The following is a 24053-nucleotide window of genomic DNA, read 5'->3' as shown; positions in this document are numbered from 1 at the left end:
GGCTTATCCTATTTAGCGAGCTGACCATCATATCATGTTTTAATAGTCTGTCAACTTCTTTTTTTAATTTGTTTCAACAAGTTAACTGGGTTATTGATGTGTAATCTACATATAAGCTGTCCAGCTCGTCTTGATGAGGTGCGTATTATAGACGCTATATTTATTTAGTCAAGAAGTATTTTCTATTTAATTCAAACAATCTACATTGCTCAAATCTGTAATCCACTTCCCTTTCGACTGGGTGGCAGTATACGGAGTTTTAGATAGAAAACAAGGAAACTCTATAAATAATCTCTGTTATTTTCTATTAGTGATATCGTATCAACCTAACCCATTGTTATCACTATCAAACTTTAAATACTGTCTTTTATATTTACAGATTTAGCTTTTTCATAGTGGTTGACGTATTTCAGCAGTATACAGAGCGTATTAAAAAAGGAACTTACCTGACGGTAAGTTCCTTTATGTAGAATCTGAATACAGTGTCTAACCTTTTACTTTTGTTCTGATCGTAGTCACGATACCTGATAACGCATAAATAATGCCGATGGCTAAGATACCAACAGGAATATCATAGAGAACGATGCTCATGACTAGCACCCCAATGATAAGTACTACAAAAGGTACTTTCTTTTTATCAAACTCTTTAAAGCTATAGTATTTGACATTGCTGACCATCAGTAGACCACAAGTCACGACCCAAGCCGCAAACAGTAACATGACGGCTGTATCGTATTGACCAATCCACTCGTTATGATCGACTGCAACCATTACAGCGGACGTCACCAATATAGCGGCCAGCGGACTTGCCAAACCAACAAAGTACTTTTTATCGACGATGCCAACCTGAACATTAAAGCGTGCAAGGCGAAAAGCAGCACAAGCGGTAAAGACAAACGCACAGCCAATGCCGATACGACCCAAAGGCTCTAAAGCAAAACTATAAATCAATATAGCAGGGGCAACACCAAACGCTAGCATATCTGCTAAAGAGTCGTATTGCTCACCAAATGGACTTTGCGCATTGAGCATACGTGCGACACGGCCATCTGCGCCATCAAGAATAGCGGATAAAAAGATAGCCAAAGCCGCTTTATAGAACTCGCCTTGGGTACTCGCCAAAATCGAGTAAAAGCCTGACAGTAGCGATAAGGTAGTGATCAGATTGGGTGCCAAATAAACACCGCGACTAACCACTCGCTTACCTTCGGCTACTTCAGCTTCAATCACCTCAAATGTCAAACCATCATAGCTGTCGTTATCCGCTAGGCGGATATTAAACTCGTGCTCATCAATAAACGGTGGCTGAGTCGCTGCATTATCTTGCAACGAGCCGTCATTTAAGGACGAATTATTCAAAGGTGCATTATTCGGCTGGCCGATAGGTGGCTGAGTCGTCATCTTAATATCCTTATTGGCCGTTATTGCTATTCGCCGACGAGCCAGCGCACATTGGTCGCACTATCAGGCGTCAAGTTTGGCGCGTCTTCTACTTTTAGTACTGGCTGTAAGAAACGTAATATCTCACGTGCATGGTTATCAAACTGCCATGGCGGATTGATAACCAGTAGACCTGTACCGTTCAGACCAACCGCAACATCATTAGGATAAATGTTTAGCTCACAAACCAGCTGACGTCTCATTTCAGTACGTTTGAGCTTTTTGTAGAAGAGCTCTACGGCTTCGATGTTTTTGATTGGGAACCAAAGCGCATAAGTACCCTGTGGCCATTTGTTATAAGCCGCGACCAATAGGTCGATAAGGCGCGTAAAGTCTTTATGCTCTTGTTCATAAGGGGGATCAAGGAAAATCAAACCGCGCTTTTCTTTTGGTGGAATAACAGCGGTAATACCTTCAAAAGCATCACGATGCTGGATACCAATTGGCAACTTATGTAGCTGATAGTTCAACGCATCGTATTCAGTCGCTTTGGCTTCAAAAGCCTCAGCACGCACGCCAGCATCAGGCTTTTTAGCGGCGGTTTTTTCGACGTGATGGGCCACCCACCATGGCGAACCAGGATAGACTTTATTGTCGTAAGTGAATTTGGCTTGCTTGATGCCTTCCATATAATCTTTGACAGCAGCTGGTGCCTTTTCGGTATCTGCTTTTAGAAAAGCTTGAATACCGCCTTTGGCCTCACCTGTTTTGCGCGCTTCTTCACTGCTTAGTGAATACAGTCCACGACCGCCATAAGCGTCAAGCACATAAAACGGTTTGTTTTTCTGCCCCAGTTGATTAAGCAGTTGTACCAATAAAATGTGTTTAACCACATCAGCAAAGTTACCAGCGTGGTAGGCGTGTTTATAGTTCATAATCTCAAAAGTTTAAATAAGAAAAATTGCATCTATGGTAGCATAGGCAGAGTAAAAGATAATGTGGTTTTAGTAAGTGCTTTCAATAAAAACGCATTGAATGACGGTATATTGACAGCTGATTGATAATAATGAGATGAAATGACGCAGATTATTAGCAACCTTAACAAGACAGCGTTGGTCGTTGATCATCCGATAGGTCAGGATAATCCACCATTACTGCTGCCAGATACTCATAATGATAGCCAAGAAATTCCTACTCAGCACGTATTGCAGTTGTCTGACTTTGCGGTTAACTGGGAAGATAAGCTGACGGATAAACAGCTTGATACATTCGTCAGTGATGGTTGGCTCATCATTGATGACGTATTCAATAGTACAGCATTGCTAGCGCTACAAGCAGAAAGCGGTTTTATTGACTATCGTGATGCAGAGCTGACCGCGGGTGTCCGTATCAGTGATATTCGCGGTGATAGAATACGCTGGATTACTGAAGACTTTTTTGCAGGCTATTACTATCTACAAAGCATCAATGCTTTGGCCTCGCTATTCAATCGTAGTTTATTTGCTGGTATTCGCCATAGCGAAGCGCATTATGCGTGCTATCCGACTGGTTTTGGCTATCAATGGCACAGTGACAACCCTGCTGGACGTGATGAACGGGTGATCTCGGCGGTTTTTTATCTTAATGATAATTGGGAAACAACTGACGGCGGTGCGCTAGAAGTCGTCGATAAGCATGGCACGCACCATGAAGTGATGCCAGTTACCAATAGACTGATTATTTTTGATAGCGATTTACGTCATCAAGTACAAACTGCGCATCGCCAACGCTACTCTATCGCTACTTGGCTAAGACGTGATGATGCTGTGGTTTTGTTTGCTGCGCTCTGAGTATATCTATCATTTGCTGCGGCTCTAAGTAAGCTTTGTTAATTAAGGACAATAATAATGCGTAAGAATCTATTCAGATATTCTATTTTAGTTATTATGTTACCTTTGCTTGCAAGCTGCACGGCTATTAATCATCAAGCCTCAACTCAACAAATCAGTGAGCCTTTCTTTACCTATTACCTACCAAAATCCACCTCTGAAAAATCTGTGATAGTTACACCAACTGCTATCACTACTGAGTTCAAGTATGAGAACGGGTGTCTGCTTGCATTTGATGGAACAAGATGGATGACGCCAGTATTTCCAAAAGGACATGCCACTTTCGATATTAGTAATAAAACTTTAGAATTATTAGGAACAAGTTATCAAATGGGCGAAGTTGTTTTTGCTGGTGGCAATATCAGTAATTATGACAGAGACAAAGCTAAAACTTATAGCAATACTCTAGCCGAAAAGTGTATTACAGAGTATTTAGCAAAATTTTATGGTGATTATGAAAAAATTTACTTAGACAGAGACTAATATTTTTTTAGCTATAGAAATCGATTAACCTTTATATATTTGCAACGTATAAATAATTAGTACCAAATAGACCTGATAAGAAACAAGCTATCTTTTATAGCAAAAAACATTAACTCAACTTACCTAGGACTGTCATGAGTTCAGAAAACAATAGTAAAACCCATCAGCAAGAAACATTAGACTTAAGTATTGCACTGTTAGAGCGTCCTTCAGTAACGCCCGATGACGATGGTTGCCAAGATATGTTGTCAGCACGGTTAGAACAAGCAGGCTTTGATTGCGAATTTATGTATTTTGGTGATAGAAAACAAAGCGGTGAACATGCCGAAGTCAAAAACTTGTGGGCACGCCGCGGTACTAGCGATCCAGTGATTTGTTTTGCTGGTCATACTGACGTCGTGCCAACGGGTGATGAGAAAAACTGGACATACCCTCCATTTACCCCAACTATCGCTGATGGGTATTTATGGGCACGCGGTGCCGCCGATATGAAAACGGGTATTGCAGCTTTTACTGTTGCAGCCGAACGTTTCGTCGCCAATCATCCCGAACATAATGGCTCTATTGCTTTTTTAATCACCTCAGATGAAGAAGGCCCGTCAATTAATGGTACGGTCAAAGTGATTGAGACTCTAGAAGCGCGTCAAGAAAAAATCACTTATTGTCTCGTTGGTGAGCCATCAAGTACTGATACGTTAGGCGATATCATCAAAAATGGGCGTCGTGGCTCACTAGGTGCAGAGCTTACCGTTACAGGTAAACAAGGCCATGTCGCCTATCCACATCTGGCATCTAATCCAATTCATGCGGCGATGTCTGCCCTTGCTGAATTGACGTCTACCGCATGGGACAACGGCAACGACTACTTCCCAGCCACATCATTACAAATATCGAATATCAACGGCGGCACTGGCGCAACCAATGTCATTCCTGAAACGCTAAACGTGGTTTTTAACTTCCGTTTCTCAACTGAAACGACTGAAGATGAACTAAAGGCAAAAACGCATGCTATCTTTGATAAGCACTTTGCCAACAGTAAAGCGAGCTACGATATTCATTGGAAGTTATCTGGTCAGCCGTTTTTGACCCCTGAAGGAAAACTGGTTTCGGCATGTCAAAATGCCATCAAAAAAGTGACCGATGTCGATACCACACTATCAACGTCTGGTGGTACCTCCGATGGACGCTTTATCGCGCCAACTGGAGCCCAAGTGGTCGAACTGGGTGTACGTAATGCAACGATTCACCAAGTAGATGAAAAAGTAGAAGTCGATGATTTAGGAAAGCTTGCGCAGATTTACGAAGGCATTTTGGAAAATCTACTGTTGGATTAATTGTAAGATTAATTACGCCTTTTTAATTAATTGCATCTGTCCAAAGAAAAAGCGCTACCTGATTTAGGTTAGCGCTTTTTTGTCATTGTTTTTTTCGGTAATATCTTGAGCAGCTTAAATTACTTAAGCCAATTACTAGCTTTACTCGATACCAATATAGACATCAACTTGACCGTATTCTAAGTTGCCACCGATATAATGCTCGAAGTCTATATTGAAAGTACGGGTATGCTCGCAATCGGGCGCATTAAAATACTCCCAAGCACTTTCCCATGCATTCATCACAGTGTTAGGCATGTGTCCTTCTTGAGAAAATACCAAGTATTTTCCTGCAGGAATATCAACCGTCACTACGTTACTAGCATTGGCCACACTGTCGCTTTCTGATTGTACATCTTGCTCACTAGCTACTTTCCAACTGGCTACCACGTCAAACGCCCCTGCTAGATCATCGCTTTCATAGTTGTGATAAACGCCATAAATGTCTTCACCTTCAGGAAGTTCACCCGCGTGATTTTGATAAAACTTCTGCCATAATCTGCCCAGCTTGGCAGTGTCATGGCTTATCTCAGCATTGTTGGTGGTACGAACGCTGATACCGCTACAAGCTATCGCTTCTGGTAGCTCTTTAATTTGTGATGTCATGATGCGGCCTTTTCTATCTGTTTATTTAGTTTTCTGTTTGTAGCAATGTTAGCAGATCGAATCGATTAATCTGCTTCATCAATCCAATTCATTTGAATGGCTTCTAAGATGCCTTCATTTGATTTTTGTGGATCATCATCAAAGCCTTCAAGCTCAGTTACCCAGCGATGCAAATCAGTAAAGCGAATGTACTGTGGATCTGTTTCTGGAAATTTTTCATAAAGCTCAATCGCGATATCTAAGCTGTCTGTCCATTTTAATTTTTGTGGGATCATAACGGTACCTTATTTTTAGTCGTTTTGAGAATCATCGTCTTAAAAGTAATGCCATCGTCCTAATACTGACGACTTGATGGGCTCTATCCTATCAAAATTCAGCAAATGATTATAGCCAAGTTATTTTACGATGCTGTTTTTCAATACTGGGTTTCAATACTGTTTTGCGATGTAGCTTAGGCTGATTTAGTCGATTTTACCGCGACTTGGTGCTCATTCCATGTGTTAATGGTATCTGTCAATTGCTCGCCCATCATATCTAATACTTCTGGTGTGTGCATACCTTTACTATCTGTAAAAACAAACTTAGTCATACCAACGCCCATCAGCTGATTTTTAACAAAGAACCGATGTTCAAAATACACGTATTTATGATCCCATCCTGCGACTGCACTGCTAAGCGTCATTTTATCCAAAAATTTAATTTGCTTCAGATAAATCATTTCTTGCATGGCAATCACCCAATTCAGCGACTTAATGCCTTTTTCGTGACAGCACGCCTTTACCCAGCGCGTGACGTTTAGCTCAATAAATGATAAATAACGATAATTGGGCAAATGATCGCGAAATCCCATATCGTGGGGCAAAATTCGATAATGACGTACAGTCGGTGCAGTCAATGTCTCTAGACTGATAGTCTCACTCGTCGATTGATGCTTGAGCTGTTGTTTAAGTAAGCTGACCATAATAAAAAAACGCAGTAACATGTTCATAAATTTTTCTCTTATTTCATCGTATTTATAATTGGTGATTGTCTATCGTTGAAGCAGTGCAAATTAGCTAAAAAATTAATTAAGCGCAAACCGTATACTGAGTACACAAAGCACAGTTGATTTTGTGATCATTGAAAAACCAACTCTAGTTGGCAATAACCTCAGTCTATAGTCGGCTCATAAATGTCGCCCACTTTAACGCAAAAAAAGCCACCTCAGTGACTTTCTTTATCTAAAACTTATCTGCAAATAATAATGGTTAAAAACATAGCTTAGAGATTAATGACCGCCGCCATTGATAGTACGTACCATCTCTTCTACCATTTTCTTAGCATCACCAAAGATCATCATCGTTTTGTCCATGTAGAATAAGCTGTTATCCAAACCTGCATAACCGGTACTCATTGAACGCTTGATAACCATAACCGTCTGGGCTTTGCTGACTTCTAGAATCGGCATACCGAAGATTGGAGAAGTAGGATCATCTTTCGCAGATGGATTCACGACGTCATTTGCACCGATAACCAAGACCACATCTGTACTTGCGAAATCTGAGTTAATCTCGTCCATTTCTAAAATATCATCATAAGGTACATCAGCTTCAGCCAATAGGACGTTCATATGACCTGGCATACGACCAGCAACGGGATGAATGGCAAAACGAACATTCACACCTTCTTCTTTTAACAACTCATATAGCTCTTTTACTGCATTCTGTGCGCGGCCTTGTGCCATACCGTAACCTGGTACGATGACAACGCTGCTAGCATTAGACATCAGGAACCCTGCATCTTCTGCTGAGCCTGCTTTGTAGTTCTTCGGTGCCCCATCATCGCCGCCTGCGGCAACAGCTGATGTACCCATACCACCGAATAAGACATTAAGTAGTGAGCGGTTCATGGCTTTACACATGATGTAAGACAAGATCGCACCTGATGAACCGACCAGAGAACCTGCGATAATCAGCATCGAGTTGCCAAGGGTAAAACCAATACCTGCTGCTGCCCAACCTGAGAATGAGTTCAATAGCGATACAACCACTGGCATATCACCGCCGCCAATTGGGGCAATCCACATCCAACCGAAGATAACGGCAATCACAGCCATCGCATAAAATGCTGGTAATGAATCAGTGACGAAATACACGCCACCGAACCCAATCATCGCAATGAATAGTAGCGCTTGGACCGGTTTTACCCAGCCCCCAACCAATGTTTTTGCCCAGCTTTTCGCTGCTAATTTACCAAAGGCAAAGACTGAGGCTGAGAACGTAATTGCACCGATGAAGCAACCGATAAATAGCTCGATGCGGGCAACGGCGCCATGCTGCTGTTCAGTGTGCAATACCGTCGCAAGTGCAATCGCAACCGCTGCCAAACCAACGAATGAATGCATCAAAGCAACTGTTTCTGGCATCTGAGTCATTGCGACTGTTTTCGCTTTCCACATACCAACAAGGGCACCCAACACCATCGCCCCGATAATCAACCAAAGCACAGGGCCTTCTGCTAAAAAGAAGGTTGTCACAACGGCAATCGCCATCGCTGCCATACCAAAACGGTTACCGCGAATCGCTGTCTTTGGGCTAGACAAACCACGTAACGTTAAGACAAAGAGGATAGCGCCGACTAGATAGAACCAATCTGCATTTGCTGCAATCATTGCTGAGAAATCATTCATGCGTCACCTCCGGCATCAGTGGTTGCTACTGGTGCTTTTTTCACTTTCGGTTTGAACATCGCAAGCATACGCTCAGTCACAGCAAAGCCACCAAAGATATTGATACTGGCTAAAAATACCGCAAAGGCACCAAGCAAACTGGTCGGTGTAAACATTGAACCATCAATCGTGACGGTCTGTAGCATCGCACCCACGATGACGATACTTGATAAGGCATTGGTTACCGCCATCAATGGCGTATGTAATGCAGGCGTAACGCCCCAAACCACGTAGTATCCGACAAAAATAGCGAGCACAAATACAGTGAAAATCGCTACAAATGGTGTGCTACTCATGGCCGCACCGGCTGGCGCTGCAGCTAAAATAGTGGCAATCATCTAATTCTCCTAAAAATTTATTCATTACTGGCAAATGTGTAGTGACAAAGTATGTGGTAATAGACTGTTCAAACTAACGTTTGGCTAGTCGTACCTGACTGTCATGTGTCACTGCCAGTGCGCCCTGAATCTCGTCTTCCATGTCTACGTTAAGTGCCAAGCTGGCTGATGCGTCATCGCTAGCAGGTGCAATCAATGTCGTAATAAAGTTAACAAGGTTATTGGCATACAAATCTGAAGACTGGGCGGCTAGCATAGATGGAATATTGGCAGCGCCAACGATACGTACGCCGTTGTCTGTCGTGATGGTTTGGTCCGGCACACTGCCTTCGACGTTACCACCAGTACCAGCCGCCATATCGATCAATACTGAACCTGCTTTCATTTTAGCGAGGGTTGCACCATGCACCAGACGCGGAGCATTACGACCAGGAATTTGTGCAGTAGTAATGACGATATCCGCATTGCTCAAGGCTTTGTCCACGACTGCCGCTTGATCTTTGACATACTGCTCGGATGGTGTCCACGCATAACCACCGGTAGACTTGGCTGTTTCAGCTTCCTCTGCACTCATCGGCACATCTAGCCACTTACCACCGAGTGACTCTACTTGCTCGCGAGCGGTCGGACGTAAGTCACTGGCTTCTACCACAGCGCCCAAACGCTTGGCTGTCGCAATCGCTTGCAAACCTGCAACCCCGACACCTAAGATGACGACTTTGGCTGGCTTAACAGTACCGGCTGAGGTCATAAACATCGGGAAAGGACGCGAATACTCATTGGCCGCTAGCAATACTGCTTTATAACCAGCAAGGTTGGCTTGTGATGACAATACATCCATATTCTGTGCACGTGACAGTGTACGAGGCAATAACTCCATCGCAAAGACTGTCGCACCTTTGGCTGCATAAGTGTCAAGCTGAGTGTTGCGATACGGGTCAAGCATGCCAATGACGATCTGACCAGATGATAAGCTTTCAGTGGCTTCCGCTGGTAGGTCATTGACGGTGGTAATAATCTTAGACTGGGTAATCACCTCGGTACGACTACTGGCAATGTCGGCACCCGCAGCCTGATACAACTCATCAGCATAGTATGCTGCTTGGCCTGCACCTGACTGAATGATGACTTCAAACCCAAGTTTACGCAATTTTTTGACTGCGTCTGGGGTTATGGCTACACGGCTCTCGCTCGTGATATCTGCACTGATTACACCGATTTTCATACCGTCTCCTTACTTACGTCCAATGACTATATTTACGTCTCACGACTACCTTTAATACCCTCAACGCACATCTAAAAAGCACAGGGGACAAAACCCTTTGATCATGATTAATCCATTACAGCGACCAAAGGTTATCAATTTAATAAATGATAGCTACTTTACCATCATGCCTTTTTATTATAGAGATATCGTTCGTCAAGTTTCATTGTCTAATGATGACCCACAAGTAAAATAAAAATTTAGGTATTTACACCATTGGCATACTTTTTGTTGGTATATTAAAGCCTTTTATTTTTCCGAAAAACGCTTAGCCCTTATAGATACAGGCCTACCTCCATTTATTCTCTAACCCTAAATCTGTTTTTTTATTAAAAATATAACGTCAATAAACATAAAATAAGCAAGGTGAAGTCAAGTTCCACCCATGCATACCGTATAATAAGAATACTTGACACTCGAAAAAACCCGTCATCGATTCATTATAATAAGGAATAACTATGTATTTTTTGCTTTCCCCTGCCAAATCCCTGAACGAAACAGACGCTATACCATTGAATTTAGGCAACTACTATAGCCAGCCCGAGCTAATCAAGCGCTCACAAGAATTGATGAAAGTACTGAAGTCAAAAGAGCCTGTTGACCTACAAGAGCTGATGAGCATATCTGACGATTTGGCTCAGCTTAATGCCACGCGCAATCAACAATGGCATTGGAGCGAAGAGCAACCATTTACTAACGGCGCCTCTGACAATGCCGCTAAGCCTGCAGGCTATTTATTCGATGGTGATGTCTATACTGGACTTGATATGTATCATATGGACAAAGATACCGCCACTTACGTCAATGATCACTTAGGTATTTTGTCTGGGCTGTATGGAGTACTCAAGCCACTCGATCTTATCCAGCCATATCGCTTAGAGATGGGCACCAAGCTGAAAAATGAGCGCGGTGACAATCTCTATGAGTTTTGGGGCGAGGAAGTCACTAATGTTATCAATGCGCGTATGGCTGATAGCGATGACAAGGTATTAGTGAACTTGGCTTCTAATGAATACTTTAAGGCGGTAAAGAAAAAAGCATTGAAGGCAGATATCATTACGCCACGATTTGAAGACGAGAAAAATGGTCAATATAAAGTGATTAGCTTTTATGCCAAAAAAGCCCGTGGACTGATGGTCAAATATGCTGCAGATAAGAAGCTGACCAATGCTGAGCAGTTAAAGCAGTTTGATTTGGCAGGATATTACTACTGTGAAGACGCGTCTGATGATAAGACGTGGACGTTTAGACGAGATACGGCGCATCAGTAGCTTGATATAATATGAGTCAAAATTATAAAAAACCCATCATAAGCCAAAACTGAACCGCCCCGGTATTGTCGGAGACTCAACATTCTGAGAGAATACGACAATGAAAAGACAAATCTACACTCCTGAGATTAAAGAACGCGCCGTTCGCATGCTGATTGAAGCGTCGAGCGACTATCCTTCTACATGGTCAGCCATTCAAGCCATAGCGTCAAAGATTGGCTGTACGCCTGAGACACTGCGATCCTGGCATAAAAAGCACATAGACCAAACCATTCCCGCCTCAGTGCAGGCTCAAAGTGACAAAGAGCGTATCAAAGAGCTTGAACGCGAGAACAAAGAGCTCAAGCAAGCCAATGAGATTATACGTAAGGCTGCTGCTTTTTTCGCCCAGGCGGAGACGGGCCGTCCACCCAGATAATGGTTCAGTTTATTGATGACTATAGAGGTAGTTATGGGATCGAGCTGATTTGTAGAGTACTACCGATTGCCCCGTCAACCTATCACCGTGCTAAAGACCTAGAGTGCTGCCCTGAAAAGCGTTCACTGCGCAGTCAGCATGACGACTTTTACCTCAGTGAAATCAGACGCATCTGGCAGGTCAGCAAATGTCGCTATGGTGCTCGCAAAGTCTGGCGGCAGATGAAGGCAGATGGCATTTATATCGCGCGCTGCACCGTAGAACGCTTAATGAGACAGCACGGCTTAAAAGGTGTCTGGCGCGGTAAGGGTAAGATTACCACCAACAGCCGTGACGACCAAAAGCGTGCTGACGACTTGGTCAATCGTAACTTTAATGCCCATCGTCCTAATCAGCTGTGGGTTGCAGATTTTACTTATATCAAGACATTGAGCGGCTGGGTTTATACCGCTTTTATCATCGATGTATTTGCTCGCGCTATTGTCGGCTGGAAAGTATCGAATCGTATGAACACGGATATGGTAATGGCAGCATTAAATCAAGCGATAACAGATAGAAACAATCCCAAAGATGTCATTCATCACAGTGATCGAGGGGTTCAGTACTTATCTATTCGCTATACCGATAAGATGACGGACTCTGGCGTGATTGCTTCTGTTGGTACAACAGGCGATTCATACGACAATGCATTGGCTGAAACGGTCAATGGGCTTTACAAGTCTGAGGTGATTCATTATTTAAAGCAGAACTGGACTGGTGTGAACGATGTTGAACTTGCAACCCTTGAGTGGGTGGGTTGGTTCAACAAGAAGCGTCTACATAGCACGATTGGATATGTGTCACCCTTTGAGTTTGAAAAGCGGTATTATGATAATTTAACCCTGTCAGGCATCGCTGCCTGACTCAAGTAGATCAGCCTCCGATATAGTCGGGGCGGTTCAAACTTATGATGGGTTTTTTATTCTCTAACCACTAAATATTTTAGTACCTATACTCTAAAGCGCAATTTATCCCTTGAAACATCCAGTACTACTGTTTCATTATAAACATTATAGGTATGGAGACGATCAATGTCAGTCTCCCAATTCGGTTCAATATAACGTACAAAGGTTTCTTTATAAGACGTCGGTGTCAACTCTTCTACTAAGTATAAAGCCACCCTACGCCCATATCTAAGAGTGCCATCTTGAGCAGTACGAAAGAGCTGACCGTTTTTTTGGAATAATGCGCCTGCTAGTCGCGATCCACGCACATCAATTTTTAGAGGCGCCGAGGGATGAATGGTCCAATTATCTGCTTGCAGCTTGTCAGACGTATAAATATACAACTCTAAATCCATAGTGAATGCTGAAATTGAACCGTGAGTTGTGAAAAGATACCATAATCCATTATGCTCAATCACAGCGCTATCCACGGCCTGAACGTCTGAAACTAACTCATGAACTTTTTCCCACTTACGCGGAAAATCTGTCGCTTTTAATAAGTTAATACAATTGGTTTTTGCAGCTTCTGGAATCATATAGACAGCATCTTCATACTCGAATACATTGGGAAAGCTTAAGTGCGTGCTAATACCCAAATCAGCTTGTCCTGAACCAATAACTTGATGGCTTTCATTCAGCTCTATCCACTCTATTCGACCAATATTCTCTTTGTAGTTCAAGCTTTCAAAAAATATGTAACGTCTTGAGTCGTGTTCAATATAAAAAGGATCAGCCCAAAAACATCCCTTTTCAGGCAGTATCTCCGTGTATGTTTGTATTGGCTGATCAGTAGAACCAATAAAAATACTCCAATTGTTTAGATAAAGACTTTTATAAAACCTTTTTATCATGTAGTTTTTGAGAAAATTCTGCAAATGTCGTACTGCTGTTAACTGTGGAGGCGTTTTATAAAGTGTGTGATCGTTAATTAAATTAATAAAATTCCCACTTTCGACGCCAATTTCATTTTTACGGAAGTACCAATACAGTACTGATGCTGCAACCCCTTTTAACTTGTCCTCAGTCAAATTATAGTCCCAGTAAAACAAAGTGCCATAACCTCTACCTACCACTTTGTGTACATCATGGTCATTACTCAATAGTTGCAGTGTCACGACGCTGTTCTCCCATTGTTCAGCAAACTGCCAATACAACGCAGGCTCACCTCGCTGTATCCTTTCATCACCATAATGAAGTAAGAGAATGCCATGCTTCGTAACACCTAGCGCTTTCCCTATTAAGGTTTGGAAATCCATACTCAGCAGGTAATCTAAATCTGTTGCCTGCAGTCTCTTAATCACTGAGTCTTCAATTTCATCAGTGGATTTATTCTGTTTTGGTATTGATGTAATGACAGGCATTTTGCCATTAGGGACTAAATCATGAATAGAATAACGCTTGGTAGTCTTTTTAGCTCGAGAAAGAATAGAAAATAACTTTTGATTGATAGACGGTATAACCTTAGATATATGAGAGGGATTAGCTTGGTGTTCTGCACTTCGTTGGATAGCAATACAAACCTCAACCATACCTTCATCTACTAGAGATTTTAATGGCATAAACTTGTGCCATTCTAATGTTTCATCTTCTACAAAGATTCCAAGCCTAATTTTTTTCATCGTTATCACATTCAATGGCACACGATATTTTGCAAATTCTGTCCCGCAACACGTGTCCAAGCTCCTTTTAAGTGAATTATCATTCCATTATATATTCATATAATAGCATATATATTGACAAACGTTAAACAAAGCGCAGCGTTAAAATTAAACACAAAAAAGCCCCGCTATCTTTCGATAACAGAGCTTTTAATAGCCAAATAGACTTTATGACAAAATCATACTTTTAGCGAAACACGATTCATCGAGAAAGGTGAGAAAATGGTCAATATCAAGTGAAGTGATGAACAGCTAAAGCAGTTTAATTTGGCAGGATATTATTACTGTGAAGACGCATCTGATGACAAGACGTGGACGTTTAGACGAAATGCGGCGGATCAGTAGCTTGATATAAAACTACATTTACTACAATCGCTAGAAGTCATCCAATATCCTTTAGTTGAACATATGAACAAATTATAACAACCCTTCTTGTGCCATCATTTCTTGTATCGAGGCGCGGTTTAGCATGGCTTGATAGTGTGCATTTAGGTGTGTCCAATCCTGTGCTCGACTCGCATATCGCCGACTCCAGTGAGCGATCATAAATAAATGAAAATCAGCCCCACTTAATTTATTGCCCAACAACCATGGACCATTATTTGCTAATCCCTTCTCAATAATATCCCAGCAGTGGGTTAGCACATCATTCGCTTTATCTTTCACTTGCTGCAAATTGTACTCGCCGTTGATGTACTGCTCGGGATGTGCCCAGCGATTAGCAGCTTCTTGTAGTGTAGAAGACATCCAAAACAAATACTGGTAATAGACACCGCGCTTAGAGCATCCTGTGTTAGGTGCTAGCCCAGACTCTGGGTGCTGATCTAACACATACATTAAAATTGCCGCAGACTCATAAATAACCTGTCCCTGATGCACCAACGTAGGTACTTTGCCATTTGGATTAATGGCTAGATACTCAGCTGATTTTTGCATGTTCTTAGACAGGTCTATTTCTATCATTTCATAAGAAACGCCTAGCTCCTCAAAGACAGCATGGGTAGCCATATTGGCACCACCCTTATCCCAATATAAAGTATAAATAGTCGTGTCCTTCTTGCTGTGGCGATTAATGGATAAAATATTGTACTGAACGATAGAAATTATTCTCTAACGTGAAATAATCGACATGATAGCGTCCGCCAGTTGAGGGATTTCCGTCATTTTCAAACCGGCAATATTGATTCTGCCATTTGGCATGCCGTAAATCGCGAACTCATCTTGCAGTATGAGCATTTGATTTTCTGTTAGCGGTAATAGAGAAAACATGCCTTTTTGGTACGAAATGTCCAAAAACTCTGCAGGTGCACCCCTATCTTTTAAGGCTTTGCCTAACGCTTGGCGAATAGCATCTACCCTATCGCGGTAGCTTGCCAGCTCGACTAGCCAAGCATCTGGTTTGTCTAGTAAATAAGAAGCCACTGCAGCACCGTGATTGGGCGGCATGGAGTAGTTGGCACGTGTGATGGTTTCTAAAAGTGTCTGTATATCTGCATGGCGCTCATGGTTGGTCGTTATCACCGTGGCAATACCCGTCCGCTCATTATATAGACCCATATTTTTTGAACAGCTAGCGGCGATAAATGCAAAGTCAGCGTCTTCAATGATTAGACAAAGCCCTGCAGCATCGGTATCAGGATCATCGCCAAAACCTTGATACGCCATATCTATAAACGGGACAATATTTTTCTGTTTACATTTATCAGAAAACAGTTGCCACTGCTCTAGAGAAGGGTCTATACCGGTAGGATTATGGCAGCACGCATGTAATAACAACACGTCTCCTTCTTTTGCTTTTTCTAGCGCGGCAAAACACGCATCGATATCTAATTGACCGTTTTTATTTTGCCATGGATACGTATTAACCGCTAACCCAGCCCCTTCCATCAGCGGACGATGATTGATATAGCCAGGGTCGCTGATCCAAACGGTTGAATCTGGAGAGAGTATAGCGATTAAATCAGCAATGAGTCGTAGCGCCCCTGATGCCCCAACCGTCTGAATCGTGCATTGGTTTTTTAGACTTGGACTGTCACCCAATACAAATTTTGCCATTTGCTGATTAAAATTAGCGTTACCCGATAACATGCCATAAGCCTTCGAATGAGCTTGATGAGCAAGATGTATTTCTGCGTCTTGCACGGTTTTCATCACAGGCGTATTGCCATGCTCGTCTCGATAGACACCAACCAATAGATCTATTTTATGTTTGCGCTGGTCAGTACGAAACCTACCTAACAATGCCCACAATGGATCACCGTTGATAACAGGCATATTATCTAACATCATGATATTTCCTTAATTAATTTATTGCGCTCGATTGGACAAGATGACGCCAATGGTACTGAGTACGATGCCGCATATCATAATGACTGATAGAGACTCATTAAGTATCAGCGTAGCCAGTATAGCGGTTAATCCTGGGGACAAAGAGCCAAGTAATAAGGTACGAATGGAGCCCAGCTTTTTGACTGCATAAGAAAACGCAATGGTTGATACCACCCCTACACCAAGTCCTTGTACTAGGATAAACGGAAGCGCTTCATCAAAAGACACAGAACCTATATTCGTTTCCACAATACCGGACAGAACCATCATCAATGTCAGAAAAAACGAGGTATAAGAGAGCACGATAGCGATAGCTATTGGACTTAACTTGGTGCTTTTTAACCCCAAGGTATAACCCGCCCAAATCAGGCTTGCCATCAACAATAACCCCACACCGTACAGAAGACTATTAGGCACTGACTGTGCACGCCCGCCAATCATCGTAGCGATACCAAAGAGAATAAGGGTTAATGCGGCAAATTTCCTCAATAATATTCGTTGACGATAAAAAATAAAAGACAATATTGCGGCAAAGAAGACTGGCGTACCTGTCAAAATAGTACCAACGTAAGCTGCTGGTACCGTACTTGCACCAAAAGCGGCTAATAAAAGAAAAGGCACGCCACCAAGTAAAACAAACATGATATCTGGCAGTCTTATGTTTTTTACTTCATGCCAACTAGAGAGTACCCAAGGAGTCAATAAGACCAGCGGTACACTGAAGCGAATGAGCATGACATCCGCAATACTTAGCGAAGATGCACTAACCGCTCGTACAGTCAACGCAAAGCCTGACCAAATCAATAATACGACGCTCATCGCCACATAGCCTTTGGTTAGTGGCGACATTACAAACAATGGATTTTTGCGTGATGAGGGGTGGAATATCGTATTCATAGTCGTGTCTTATGCTGCTATACAAAGACCAATTATCAATTAAAATACGCGCTTTTATCTCTATTTATCCATTGCAATTTTGCAAATATTTGGTGGATAATACTAATTAAATAAAAATTATTGGCTTAAAAAGCCAAAAGGTAAATTATGGACAAAATCGATCGCCATATCTTGGAAGTGCTCCAGAAAGAAGCGCGCTTATCTACGGCGGAATTGTCCGAACGTATAGGGCTGTCGCCTTCTCCTTGCGCGCGACGCCTCAAACGTTTGGAGGACGAAGGCTATATAGAGAACTATCAAGCGAACGTAAATAAAGCCAAAGCAGGTATTGCGATGAGTTTCTTTGTGGAGGTCAGCCTCAACAGCCACCAAGAAGAATCTATCGCAGCCTTCGAGCGTGCCCTGTCCAATATGGACGAGGTGATTAATGGACATGTGGTGTCGGGTTCTTATGATTATTTATTAGAAGTGGTGAGCCCCAATCTCGATGGTTATGAGCGGTTCACCCGTAAGCTACACAAGCTTGCTAGCGTAAAAGACATTCACACTCATTTATCGGTGAGAAAGGTAATCAATAAGACAACTTTACCTATTTTTGTTTGAGATTCTTTTATACCGACTAGCAGCACAATGTCTCGCTCGATAATTCTTGAGTAGCAAGACCCATAATGAGTTCATTTGGATTTGACAGAATATTGCTATTACAAAGAAGCATCTTTTGATAAGACGTGGATTTTTAGAAGGAATGCGACAGATGCGTAATCATTAGCTAAAATAGACTAAAATTTTATAACAAAACCCTAGTAAGCTCAGCTCGCTAGGGTTTTTCTATATGGGTTAAAACTAGAGGTTTATTTGTATAGATAATTTGTGCTCATGAGAGAGGTTCTTTATCTAATTATTTTTTTGAACAAGTAAATATTACGCCCTCAGTATCCTCTTTCAAAATCATACTTGATTGTGACAAAGATATAATTGAGGAAGATGCACTTATATTTTTCGGGAACATATCAGTCATATTGAATGACTGGTCCATGTATGGATGACTTATATTAGTCAACTTAATATCTTCTAATATTTCAACTAATTTTTTATTGTTTATCTCCCAAGTGCCTGTACCGAAATAATCGTATTCAAGCGTAATTTTTTCTTTAGGATAATCTATTATCATCGTACCAAATGTATTACTTCGTTTATTAGTGAAATACGAAGCTTTTCCTTTCATAGTAACAGTTGCATCTTCAACTTCCATTTCGACAGGATTGCAGTTCCAAGTACCAACTAACTTAGAGCTATACATCTGATCAATACTCGCGAGATCGTTCATTTTATTACTTTGAGCAATACTAGAACTGTATGGAACGAACATGACACTAAGCGAAACAAGAGCGGTGAATAATACTTTCTTCATTAACTTTCCAAAAATATAAATAAGATTACAATCTTATGTGTAAGTTTAACAACTGTTTTGTTTCTACATTATGGCTGTTAATTTTAAGAGTTTCAAACCAATGATCAATATTTATCTTTCAACCCTAAAAAATCACGATAAGCTCAGCCTATAAGGGTTTTTCTATATGAATCCACTACCCTATTAGACTAGACACAAAAAAGCCCTGCTATCTTTTGATAACAGAGCTTTTAATAGTCAAATAGACTTTATGACAAAATCATACTTTTTGCGAAAAGTGATTTATCAAGGAAGACGAGCGAAAATAGTACTTATTGTACATTGAGCGCGTCTAACAAAGACAAACCGCTTTGCAGTGACAGTAAAATTACATCATGCCGCCCATTCCACCCATACCGCCCATTCCACCAGCAGCGCCCATACCTGCCATACCATCATCTTTTTCTGGTAGGTCAGTAATCATGGCTTCAGTCGTTAGCATGAGACCAGCAACAGAGGCAGCGTTCTCTAGTGCTGAGCGTGATACTTTGGCTGGATCAAGGATACCCATCTCAAGCATATCGCCGTACTCACCAGATGCCGCATTGTAACCGTAGTTACCCGTGCCGTTTTTCACTGCGTTAACCACAACTGATGCTTCTTCGCCAGCGTTGGTAACGATTTGACGTAACGGTGCTTCCATCGCGCGGCGTAGAATGTTGATACCTGCGTCTTGGTCGTCGTTATCGCCTTTTAGCTCAGACAATGCATTCATGGCACGAACTAATGCAACGCCACCGCCAGGTACAACGCCTTCTTCAACCGCGGCACGAGTGGCATGTAGTGCATCGTCAACACGGTCTTTCTTCTCTTTCATTTCAGTTTCAGTCGCTGCGCCAACTTTGATTACTGCGACGCCGCCTGCCAATTTCGCAACGCGCTCTTGTAGCTTTTCTTTATCATAATCAGAAGTAGATTCAGCGATCTGACGGTTGATAGACTCGACGCGGTTTTCGATGTCAGCTTTGTTACCAGCGCCATCAACGATCACGGTGTTTTCTTTACCAACAGTGACTTTCTTAGCCGTACCCAATTGCTCAAGCGTCGCAGTCTCTAGACTTAGACCAATCTCTTCAGAGATTACAGTACCGCCCGTTAGCGTTGCGATGTCTTCTAGCATGGCTTTACGACGATCGCCAAAACCTGGTGCTTTAACGGCACAAGTTTTTAGGCCGCCACGCATGTTGTTTACAACTAGGGTTGCCAATGCTTCGTTTTCTACGTCTTCAGCGATGATAAGCAATGGCTTACTTTGCTGCATGACTTGCTCAAGTAATGGCACGATCTCACGGATGTTGCTGATTTTTTTGTCAACCAATAGGATATATGGGTTTTCAAATTCAGCAGTCAGGCTGTCTTGCTTGTTAGCAAAGTACGGGCTGATATAACCACGGTCAAACTGCATACCTTCTACAACTTCTAAGGTATCTTCAAAGCTTGAACCTTCTTCTACCGTGATAACGCCTTGCTTACCCACTTTTTGCATCGCTTGCGAGATCAATTCACCGATTTTGGTGTCTGAGTTGGCAGAGATAGAACCGACTTGCGCGATGGCTTTTTCATCATCGGCTGGCGTTGATAGGTTATGGATTTCTTGAACGGCTGCACGAACGGCTTTGTCAATACCGCGCTTAAGATCCATTGGGTTCATACCAGCAGCGACTGACTTCATGCCTTCTTGCAAGATTGACTGAGCCAATACGGTCGCAGTCGTTGTACCATCACCAGCAACATCATTGGTACGACTAGCCACTTCGCGAACGAGCTGAGCACCCATGTTTTCAAATTTGTTTTCAAGCTCGATTTCTTTGGCAACTGATACACCATCTTTAGTGATGGTTGGCGCGCCAAAAGATTTATCGATAACCACGTTGCGGCCTTTAGGGCCTAGGGTCACACGTACTGCGTTTGCTAGAACGTTTACGCCGTCCATCATTTGTTTACGGGCATCTATGCCGAATTTTACGTCTTTTGCCATGGTAAATTACTCCATTATTATAAGTATGAAAATACAATTGAATGATTCGTTCGTATTGCGGGGAGTATTTTTAGCTAAAAAATGGTCAGCTAAAAAACTCTATTAGGCTATTAGCCTTCTAACACGCCCAATACGTCAGACTCTTTCATAATCAATAGTTCTTCACCGTCAACCTTCACGGTTTGACCAGCATATTGACCGAACAAAACTTTGTCGCCAGCTTTTACATCTAACGCACGAGTTTCGCCGTTGTCACGAACTTGACCATTACCAACAGCAATCACTTCACCTTGTGAAGGCTTCTCTTGTGCAGAACCTGGTAACAAGATACCACCCGCAGTTTTTGTCTCTTCTTCTATGCGGCGGACGACGATACGGTCATGTAAAGGACGAATGTTCATCGATATGACTCCAAAAATTAGTTGTTTGAATAAAGGGTTTATTTGAATTAATAGTCTCAATACCAGTATCTATAAGAGTCGCCATTCAATAACAGCAATCTAAAGATACGCTTTGAGCTTGTAACAAAAAGTGGGGGCAAGATAGGTTGGCTTCAAGTGTAAAGCCCAAAAATTTACAAGATTATTCTGACGGCTCTTGATGACACTTGATAGAAGTGAGGCCTAATAGGTACCATACATTTTATTTACCCTCTATTGCTGGCTTTACAGCACGTTACCCTCGATGGTCGTATCAGATGTCATAGCAACATTCGCTACAATCGTCACACGTGCCGGTCGGTTCTTACTCTTGAAAATGTAACAGAGTATGACCATTATAAGCGTTGTGAACATAATAAGAATGACGATAGATGCTGCTATATCAGCATCTTATTAACTACTAAGAGGTATCTATGAGTTTTTTATCAATGCATAATAAATCACTGCCTAACGATTCTAATAATACGAAACGCAGTCCATCTAAATTTTTATCCGCCTTAGTGACAAGTATCAGTATTTCCACCATTGGAGCCTTGAGTATGACCACACCCACACTTGCCAGCGCAAAGACTGTTCAGCCATCAACGGCCAACTATAGTTTTACCGTTGAAGACAAATACAAAGGAACCGCGACTCGTACGCTTAATAAATCTGGCAATACGTGGAAATACAACGTTAAGGCTCGCGTCGCTGGGGTGGCTAGTGCCTCGCAAAGTAGCACGTTCACCATCAATGGTAATAATGTCAGCCCAACCCAAGCGAGCACCACTTATAAGCTATTAGGCTTGGGGCGTACGCACAAACTAGACTTTAACCCAAGTAGCAAAAAGGTGACCAGCAACTATAAAGGCAAGACCACGACGCTGAGTATGCCGCAGCAAGCCTTTGATGACTTGAGCCTTGAAGTGCAAATTCGCCAAGATCTGTTAAACGGTAAGTTTACTGGTAATTACTACATGGCGAAAAAAGACAAAATCGAAAAGACCCCGTTTAAAAAATCTGGCAGCACCAAAATTACGGTACCAGCAGGCACATTTGATACGGTGCGTGTCGACCGCGTCCATGATGACGACAGTCGCTCTACCAGTTTTTGGTTGGCACCAAGCTTAGACTATCTACCTGTCAAAGTCAGTCAAATCAATGATGGTAAAAAGATGGATTTAGAACTGACCAAGGTCAACTAATACCAATAGATAAAAGAGTCGCTTTATCGCAATAAAAAAGCGGCGTCCTATTTGGAACGCCGCTTTTTTATATCTTAAGATTAATGACTATTATTACAGCCTACTAATGAGAACGCGGTTTTTTAACAACATTATTCATCGACGGCAAGCGTTTTAGTAAAATAAACAACCAAACGTTGATGGCAAACAACAATACAAAATCAATCAGATATACCGCTATTTCCGCCCAGCTGCTGCCATACGCGCGCGTAAACAGCACCACGCCACTTGCGCCCAAATATACTAGAGTAAACATACTACCGACCAATAACGCATAAGGCAAGCGCCCGCGCACGATCCATGGCGTCAGTATAAAAGCTGGCAAAAGCCATAGTGCTTGCCATGCGATACCGCCCACAATATCAGGGCGACTGGCATTAAACACATTGATCAAGATGGGCAACCCAAGCAGTCTATACACCAACCAAATCAGCCACGTCATCATCAAGCGCTGCGCAATAGGTGCGATAGGCTTGGTAACTTTAGGAGACTTGCTGTTAGAGTGGTTTGTGGCCATTAGAGATTTTTACTTCCTAAATGAATAGCATGGGTATCTAGCTATTAGCGATTAATTATCAGTATTTGAGTGCAAAAAGTATTTAAGTATCAAGTTTGAGCTATGACACCGGTTACATGAGAATCGATTAGCGACCCCAGTTTGCTTGTGCTAAAGCAGTAGCGGTGATTGCCAACCGGCGACCCTGCGCAATACCCAAATCTCGCTCGTCAGCAGATATTGGCTGATCATGCGATGCACCGCTGACATGGCTGGCACCATAAGGCGTGCCGCCGCGATGAGTACGGTTCAATGCTGGCTCTGCATAGGGCACACCTACGATGACCATACCGTGATGCATCAGCGGCAACATCATCGTCAACAACGTCGTTTCTTGGCCACCATGCATGGAACCTGTCGCCGTAAATACTGAGGCTGGTTTATTTTGTAGGTTCCCTGCCAGCCATAAGGTCACGGTATTATCCCAAAAATACTTCATGGGTGCGGCCATATTACCAAAGTGGGTTGGGCTACCAAGCGCAAGACCACTACAGTCTTTTAGATCATCCATCGTACAGTACAAGTCACCCTCATCAGGTATCGCAGGCTTACTTGACGTGGTTTCAGGTGCCACTGTCGGTACCGTACGGATACGCGCGGTCATTCCAGCATCCTCAATACCTTGAGCGATAGCATATGCTAATGTCTTAGTCGTACCGTAATTAGAATAATAAAGCACCAAAACATAAGGGTCGGTCTGACTCATTAGCAAAGCTTCCTTATAAAATCGTTAACCATACTAGCCACCAAAAATGCGGCGAAATATACAACTAACTGGCATTGTAGAATATGTGCACATTATGCCCGAGTCATTCACTGTCATGCAAATAAC

The 24053-nt window shown here is 42.4% G+C and carries 24 protein-coding genes and 1 other annotated feature; of the genes, 7 read left to right on the top strand and 17 right to left on the bottom strand.

Annotated elements, in window-relative coordinates; translation table 11 throughout:
• Positions 1 to 486 precede the first annotated feature (486 nt).
• Positions 487 to 1401 carry a CDP-diacylglycerol--serine O-phosphatidyltransferase gene (gene pssA / locus ACI2IW_RS12950; protein WP_404693881.1) on the bottom strand — a complete coding sequence of 305 codons (915 nt, stop codon included), beginning with the start codon at positions 1399 to 1401 and terminating at the stop codon, positions 487 to 489.
• A gap of 26 nt (positions 1402 to 1427) precedes the next feature.
• A complete protein-coding gene (locus ACI2IW_RS12945) occupies positions 1428 to 2315 on the bottom strand; it encodes a 23S rRNA (adenine(2030)-N(6))-methyltransferase RlmJ (protein WP_057758888.1) in 888 nt (295 codons plus the stop codon).
• A gap of 141 nt (positions 2316 to 2456) precedes the next feature.
• Between ACI2IW_RS12945 and ACI2IW_RS12940 the strand changes: the two genes are divergently transcribed.
• The 3 genes from ACI2IW_RS12940 (at position 2457) to dapE (ending at position 5065) form a co-directional block, all read left to right on the top strand.
• Positions 2457 to 3209, top strand: coding sequence for a 2OG-Fe(II) oxygenase (locus tag ACI2IW_RS12940; RefSeq protein ID WP_404693880.1), 753 nt, complete (start codon positions 2457 to 2459; stop codon positions 3207 to 3209).
• 57 nt (positions 3210 to 3266) lie between these two features.
• Complete coding sequence (locus ACI2IW_RS12935; RefSeq protein WP_404693879.1) at positions 3267 to 3731, top strand: hypothetical protein; 465 nt, start codon at positions 3267 to 3269, stop codon at positions 3729 to 3731.
• Between the two features lie 134 nt (positions 3732 to 3865).
• Positions 3866 to 5065, top strand: a complete 1200-nt coding sequence (gene dapE / locus ACI2IW_RS12930) for a succinyl-diaminopimelate desuccinylase (RefSeq protein WP_290177079.1) — start codon at positions 3866 to 3868, stop codon at positions 5063 to 5065.
• Between the two features lie 141 nt (positions 5066 to 5206).
• Here the strand turns inward: dapE and ACI2IW_RS12925 are convergent, their stop codons facing one another.
• The 6 genes from ACI2IW_RS12925 to ACI2IW_RS12900 all read right to left on the bottom strand — a co-directional run bounded on the left by ACI2IW_RS12925 (position 5207) and on the right by ACI2IW_RS12900 (position 9980).
• Positions 5207 to 5710 carry a GyrI-like domain-containing protein gene (locus tag ACI2IW_RS12925; RefSeq protein WP_404693878.1) on the bottom strand — a complete coding sequence of 168 codons (504 nt, stop codon included), beginning with the start codon at positions 5708 to 5710 and terminating at the stop codon, positions 5207 to 5209.
• A gap of 65 nt (positions 5711 to 5775) precedes the next feature.
• Entirely contained in the window at positions 5776 to 5985 is a 210-nt protein-coding gene (gene iscX / locus ACI2IW_RS12920) for a Fe-S cluster assembly protein IscX (protein ID WP_010196865.1), read from the bottom strand.
• Positions 5986 to 6161: 176 nt separating this feature from the next.
• Positions 6162 to 6698 carry an acyl-CoA thioesterase gene (locus ACI2IW_RS12915; RefSeq protein WP_404693877.1) on the bottom strand — a complete coding sequence of 179 codons (537 nt, stop codon included), beginning with the start codon at positions 6696 to 6698 and terminating at the stop codon, positions 6162 to 6164.
• 279 nt (positions 6699 to 6977) lie between these two features.
• The gene (locus tag ACI2IW_RS12910) at positions 6978 to 8378 is read right to left on the bottom strand and encodes an NAD(P)(+) transhydrogenase (Re/Si-specific) subunit beta (RefSeq protein ID WP_101204835.1); all 1401 of its coding nucleotides are present in this window, start codon (positions 8376 to 8378) and stop codon (positions 6978 to 6980) included.
• On the bottom strand, positions 8375 to 8713 hold the full coding sequence (locus tag ACI2IW_RS12905) for a proton-translocating transhydrogenase family protein (RefSeq protein ID WP_197707696.1): 339 nt from the start codon (positions 8711 to 8713) through the stop codon (positions 8375 to 8377). Before ACI2IW_RS12905 ends, ACI2IW_RS12910 begins: the two co-directional genes overlap by 4 nt.
• A gap of 115 nt (positions 8714 to 8828) precedes the next feature.
• Positions 8829 to 9980: a Re/Si-specific NAD(P)(+) transhydrogenase subunit alpha gene (locus ACI2IW_RS12900; protein WP_404693876.1), complete on the bottom strand. Its 1152-nt coding sequence runs from the start codon at positions 9978 to 9980 to the stop codon at positions 8829 to 8831.
• 497 nt (positions 9981 to 10477) lie between these two features.
• Here ACI2IW_RS12900 and yaaA point away from each other — a divergent pair, with 497 nt between their 5' ends.
• Together yaaA and ACI2IW_RS12890 are read left to right on the top strand one after the other, a co-directional pair.
• Positions 10478 to 11290 carry a peroxide stress protein YaaA gene (gene yaaA / locus ACI2IW_RS12895; RefSeq protein WP_404693875.1) on the top strand — a complete coding sequence of 271 codons (813 nt, stop codon included), beginning with the start codon at positions 10478 to 10480 and terminating at the stop codon, positions 11288 to 11290.
• A 100-nt stretch (positions 11291 to 11390) separates the two neighbouring features.
• A protein-coding gene (locus tag ACI2IW_RS12890; RefSeq protein WP_404693874.1) for an IS3 family transposase occupies positions 11391 to 12610 on the top strand; the annotation gives its coding sequence in 2 pieces (ribosomal slippage) (positions 11391 to 11667 and positions 11667 to 12610; 1221 coding nt in all).
• Positions 11666 to 11782 (top strand) — a sequence feature (AL1L pseudoknot). (Overlaps the previous gene by 117 nt.)
• 86 nt (positions 12611 to 12696) lie before the next feature.
• Here ACI2IW_RS12890 and ACI2IW_RS12885 read toward each other — a convergent pair.
• The 4 genes from ACI2IW_RS12885 to ACI2IW_RS12870 all read right to left on the bottom strand — a co-directional run bounded on the left by ACI2IW_RS12885 (position 12697) and on the right by ACI2IW_RS12870 (position 17574).
• Entirely contained in the window at positions 12697 to 14310 is a 1614-nt protein-coding gene (locus ACI2IW_RS12885) for a hypothetical protein (RefSeq protein WP_404693873.1), read from the bottom strand.
• A 456-nt stretch (positions 14311 to 14766) separates the two neighbouring features.
• On the bottom strand, positions 14767 to 15393 hold the full coding sequence (locus tag ACI2IW_RS12880) for a glutathione S-transferase family protein (protein WP_404693886.1): 627 nt from the start codon (positions 15391 to 15393) through the stop codon (positions 14767 to 14769).
• A 66-nt stretch (positions 15394 to 15459) separates the two neighbouring features.
• Positions 15460 to 16638, bottom strand: a complete 1179-nt coding sequence (locus ACI2IW_RS12875) for an aromatic amino acid transaminase (RefSeq protein ID WP_404693872.1) — start codon at positions 16636 to 16638, stop codon at positions 15460 to 15462.
• Positions 16639 to 16656: 18 nt separating this feature from the next.
• Positions 16657 to 17574: a DMT family transporter gene (locus ACI2IW_RS12870; protein ID WP_404693871.1), complete on the bottom strand. Its 918-nt coding sequence runs from the start codon at positions 17572 to 17574 to the stop codon at positions 16657 to 16659.
• A gap of 147 nt (positions 17575 to 17721) precedes the next feature.
• On the opposite strand from ACI2IW_RS12870, the gene ACI2IW_RS12865 reads away from it, so the two are divergent.
• Positions 17722 to 18177, top strand: coding sequence for an Lrp/AsnC family transcriptional regulator (locus tag ACI2IW_RS12865; RefSeq protein ID WP_057758867.1), 456 nt, complete (start codon positions 17722 to 17724; stop codon positions 18175 to 18177).
• A 295-nt stretch (positions 18178 to 18472) separates the two neighbouring features.
• On the opposite strand, the gene ACI2IW_RS12860 is transcribed toward ACI2IW_RS12865, so the two are convergent.
• The 3 genes from ACI2IW_RS12860 to groES all read right to left on the bottom strand — a co-directional run bounded on the left by ACI2IW_RS12860 (position 18473) and on the right by groES (position 21403).
• Positions 18473 to 18985: a hypothetical protein gene (locus ACI2IW_RS12860; protein WP_404693870.1), complete on the bottom strand. Its 513-nt coding sequence runs from the start codon at positions 18983 to 18985 to the stop codon at positions 18473 to 18475.
• Positions 18986 to 19352: 367 nt separating this feature from the next.
• Entirely contained in the window at positions 19353 to 21002 is a 1650-nt protein-coding gene (gene groL / locus ACI2IW_RS12855) for a chaperonin GroEL (RefSeq protein ID WP_404693869.1), read from the bottom strand.
• 110 nt (positions 21003 to 21112) lie between these two features.
• Positions 21113 to 21403: a co-chaperone GroES gene (groES, locus tag ACI2IW_RS12850; protein ID WP_058024926.1), complete on the bottom strand. Its 291-nt coding sequence runs from the start codon at positions 21401 to 21403 to the stop codon at positions 21113 to 21115.
• 467 nt (positions 21404 to 21870) lie between these two features.
• On the opposite strand from groES, the gene ACI2IW_RS12845 reads away from it, so the two are divergent.
• Positions 21871 to 22626 (top strand): DUF3108 domain-containing protein, encoded by a 756-nt coding sequence (locus ACI2IW_RS12845; protein ID WP_404693885.1) that lies wholly within the window; start codon positions 21871 to 21873, stop codon positions 22624 to 22626.
• A gap of 103 nt (positions 22627 to 22729) precedes the next feature.
• Here the strand turns inward: ACI2IW_RS12845 and ACI2IW_RS12840 are convergent, their stop codons facing one another.
• Together ACI2IW_RS12840 and wrbA are read right to left on the bottom strand one after the other, a co-directional pair.
• Positions 22730 to 23182 (bottom strand): hypothetical protein, encoded by a 453-nt coding sequence (locus ACI2IW_RS12840; protein WP_404693868.1) that lies wholly within the window; start codon positions 23180 to 23182, stop codon positions 22730 to 22732.
• A 127-nt stretch (positions 23183 to 23309) separates the two neighbouring features.
• Complete coding sequence (gene wrbA / locus ACI2IW_RS12835) at positions 23310 to 23927, bottom strand: NAD(P)H:quinone oxidoreductase (protein ID WP_404693867.1); 618 nt, start codon at positions 23925 to 23927, stop codon at positions 23310 to 23312.
• Between the last annotated feature and the right edge of the window lie 126 nt (positions 23928 to 24053).

Origin of the sequence: Psychrobacter sp. NPDC078501, assembly GCF_044900935.1 — a bacterium.
GTDB lineage: Bacteria > Pseudomonadota > Gammaproteobacteria > Pseudomonadales > Moraxellaceae > Psychrobacter.
The sequence above is the reverse complement of the archived record's forward strand: the minus strand, read 5'-3'. Positions and strand labels throughout refer to the sequence as shown.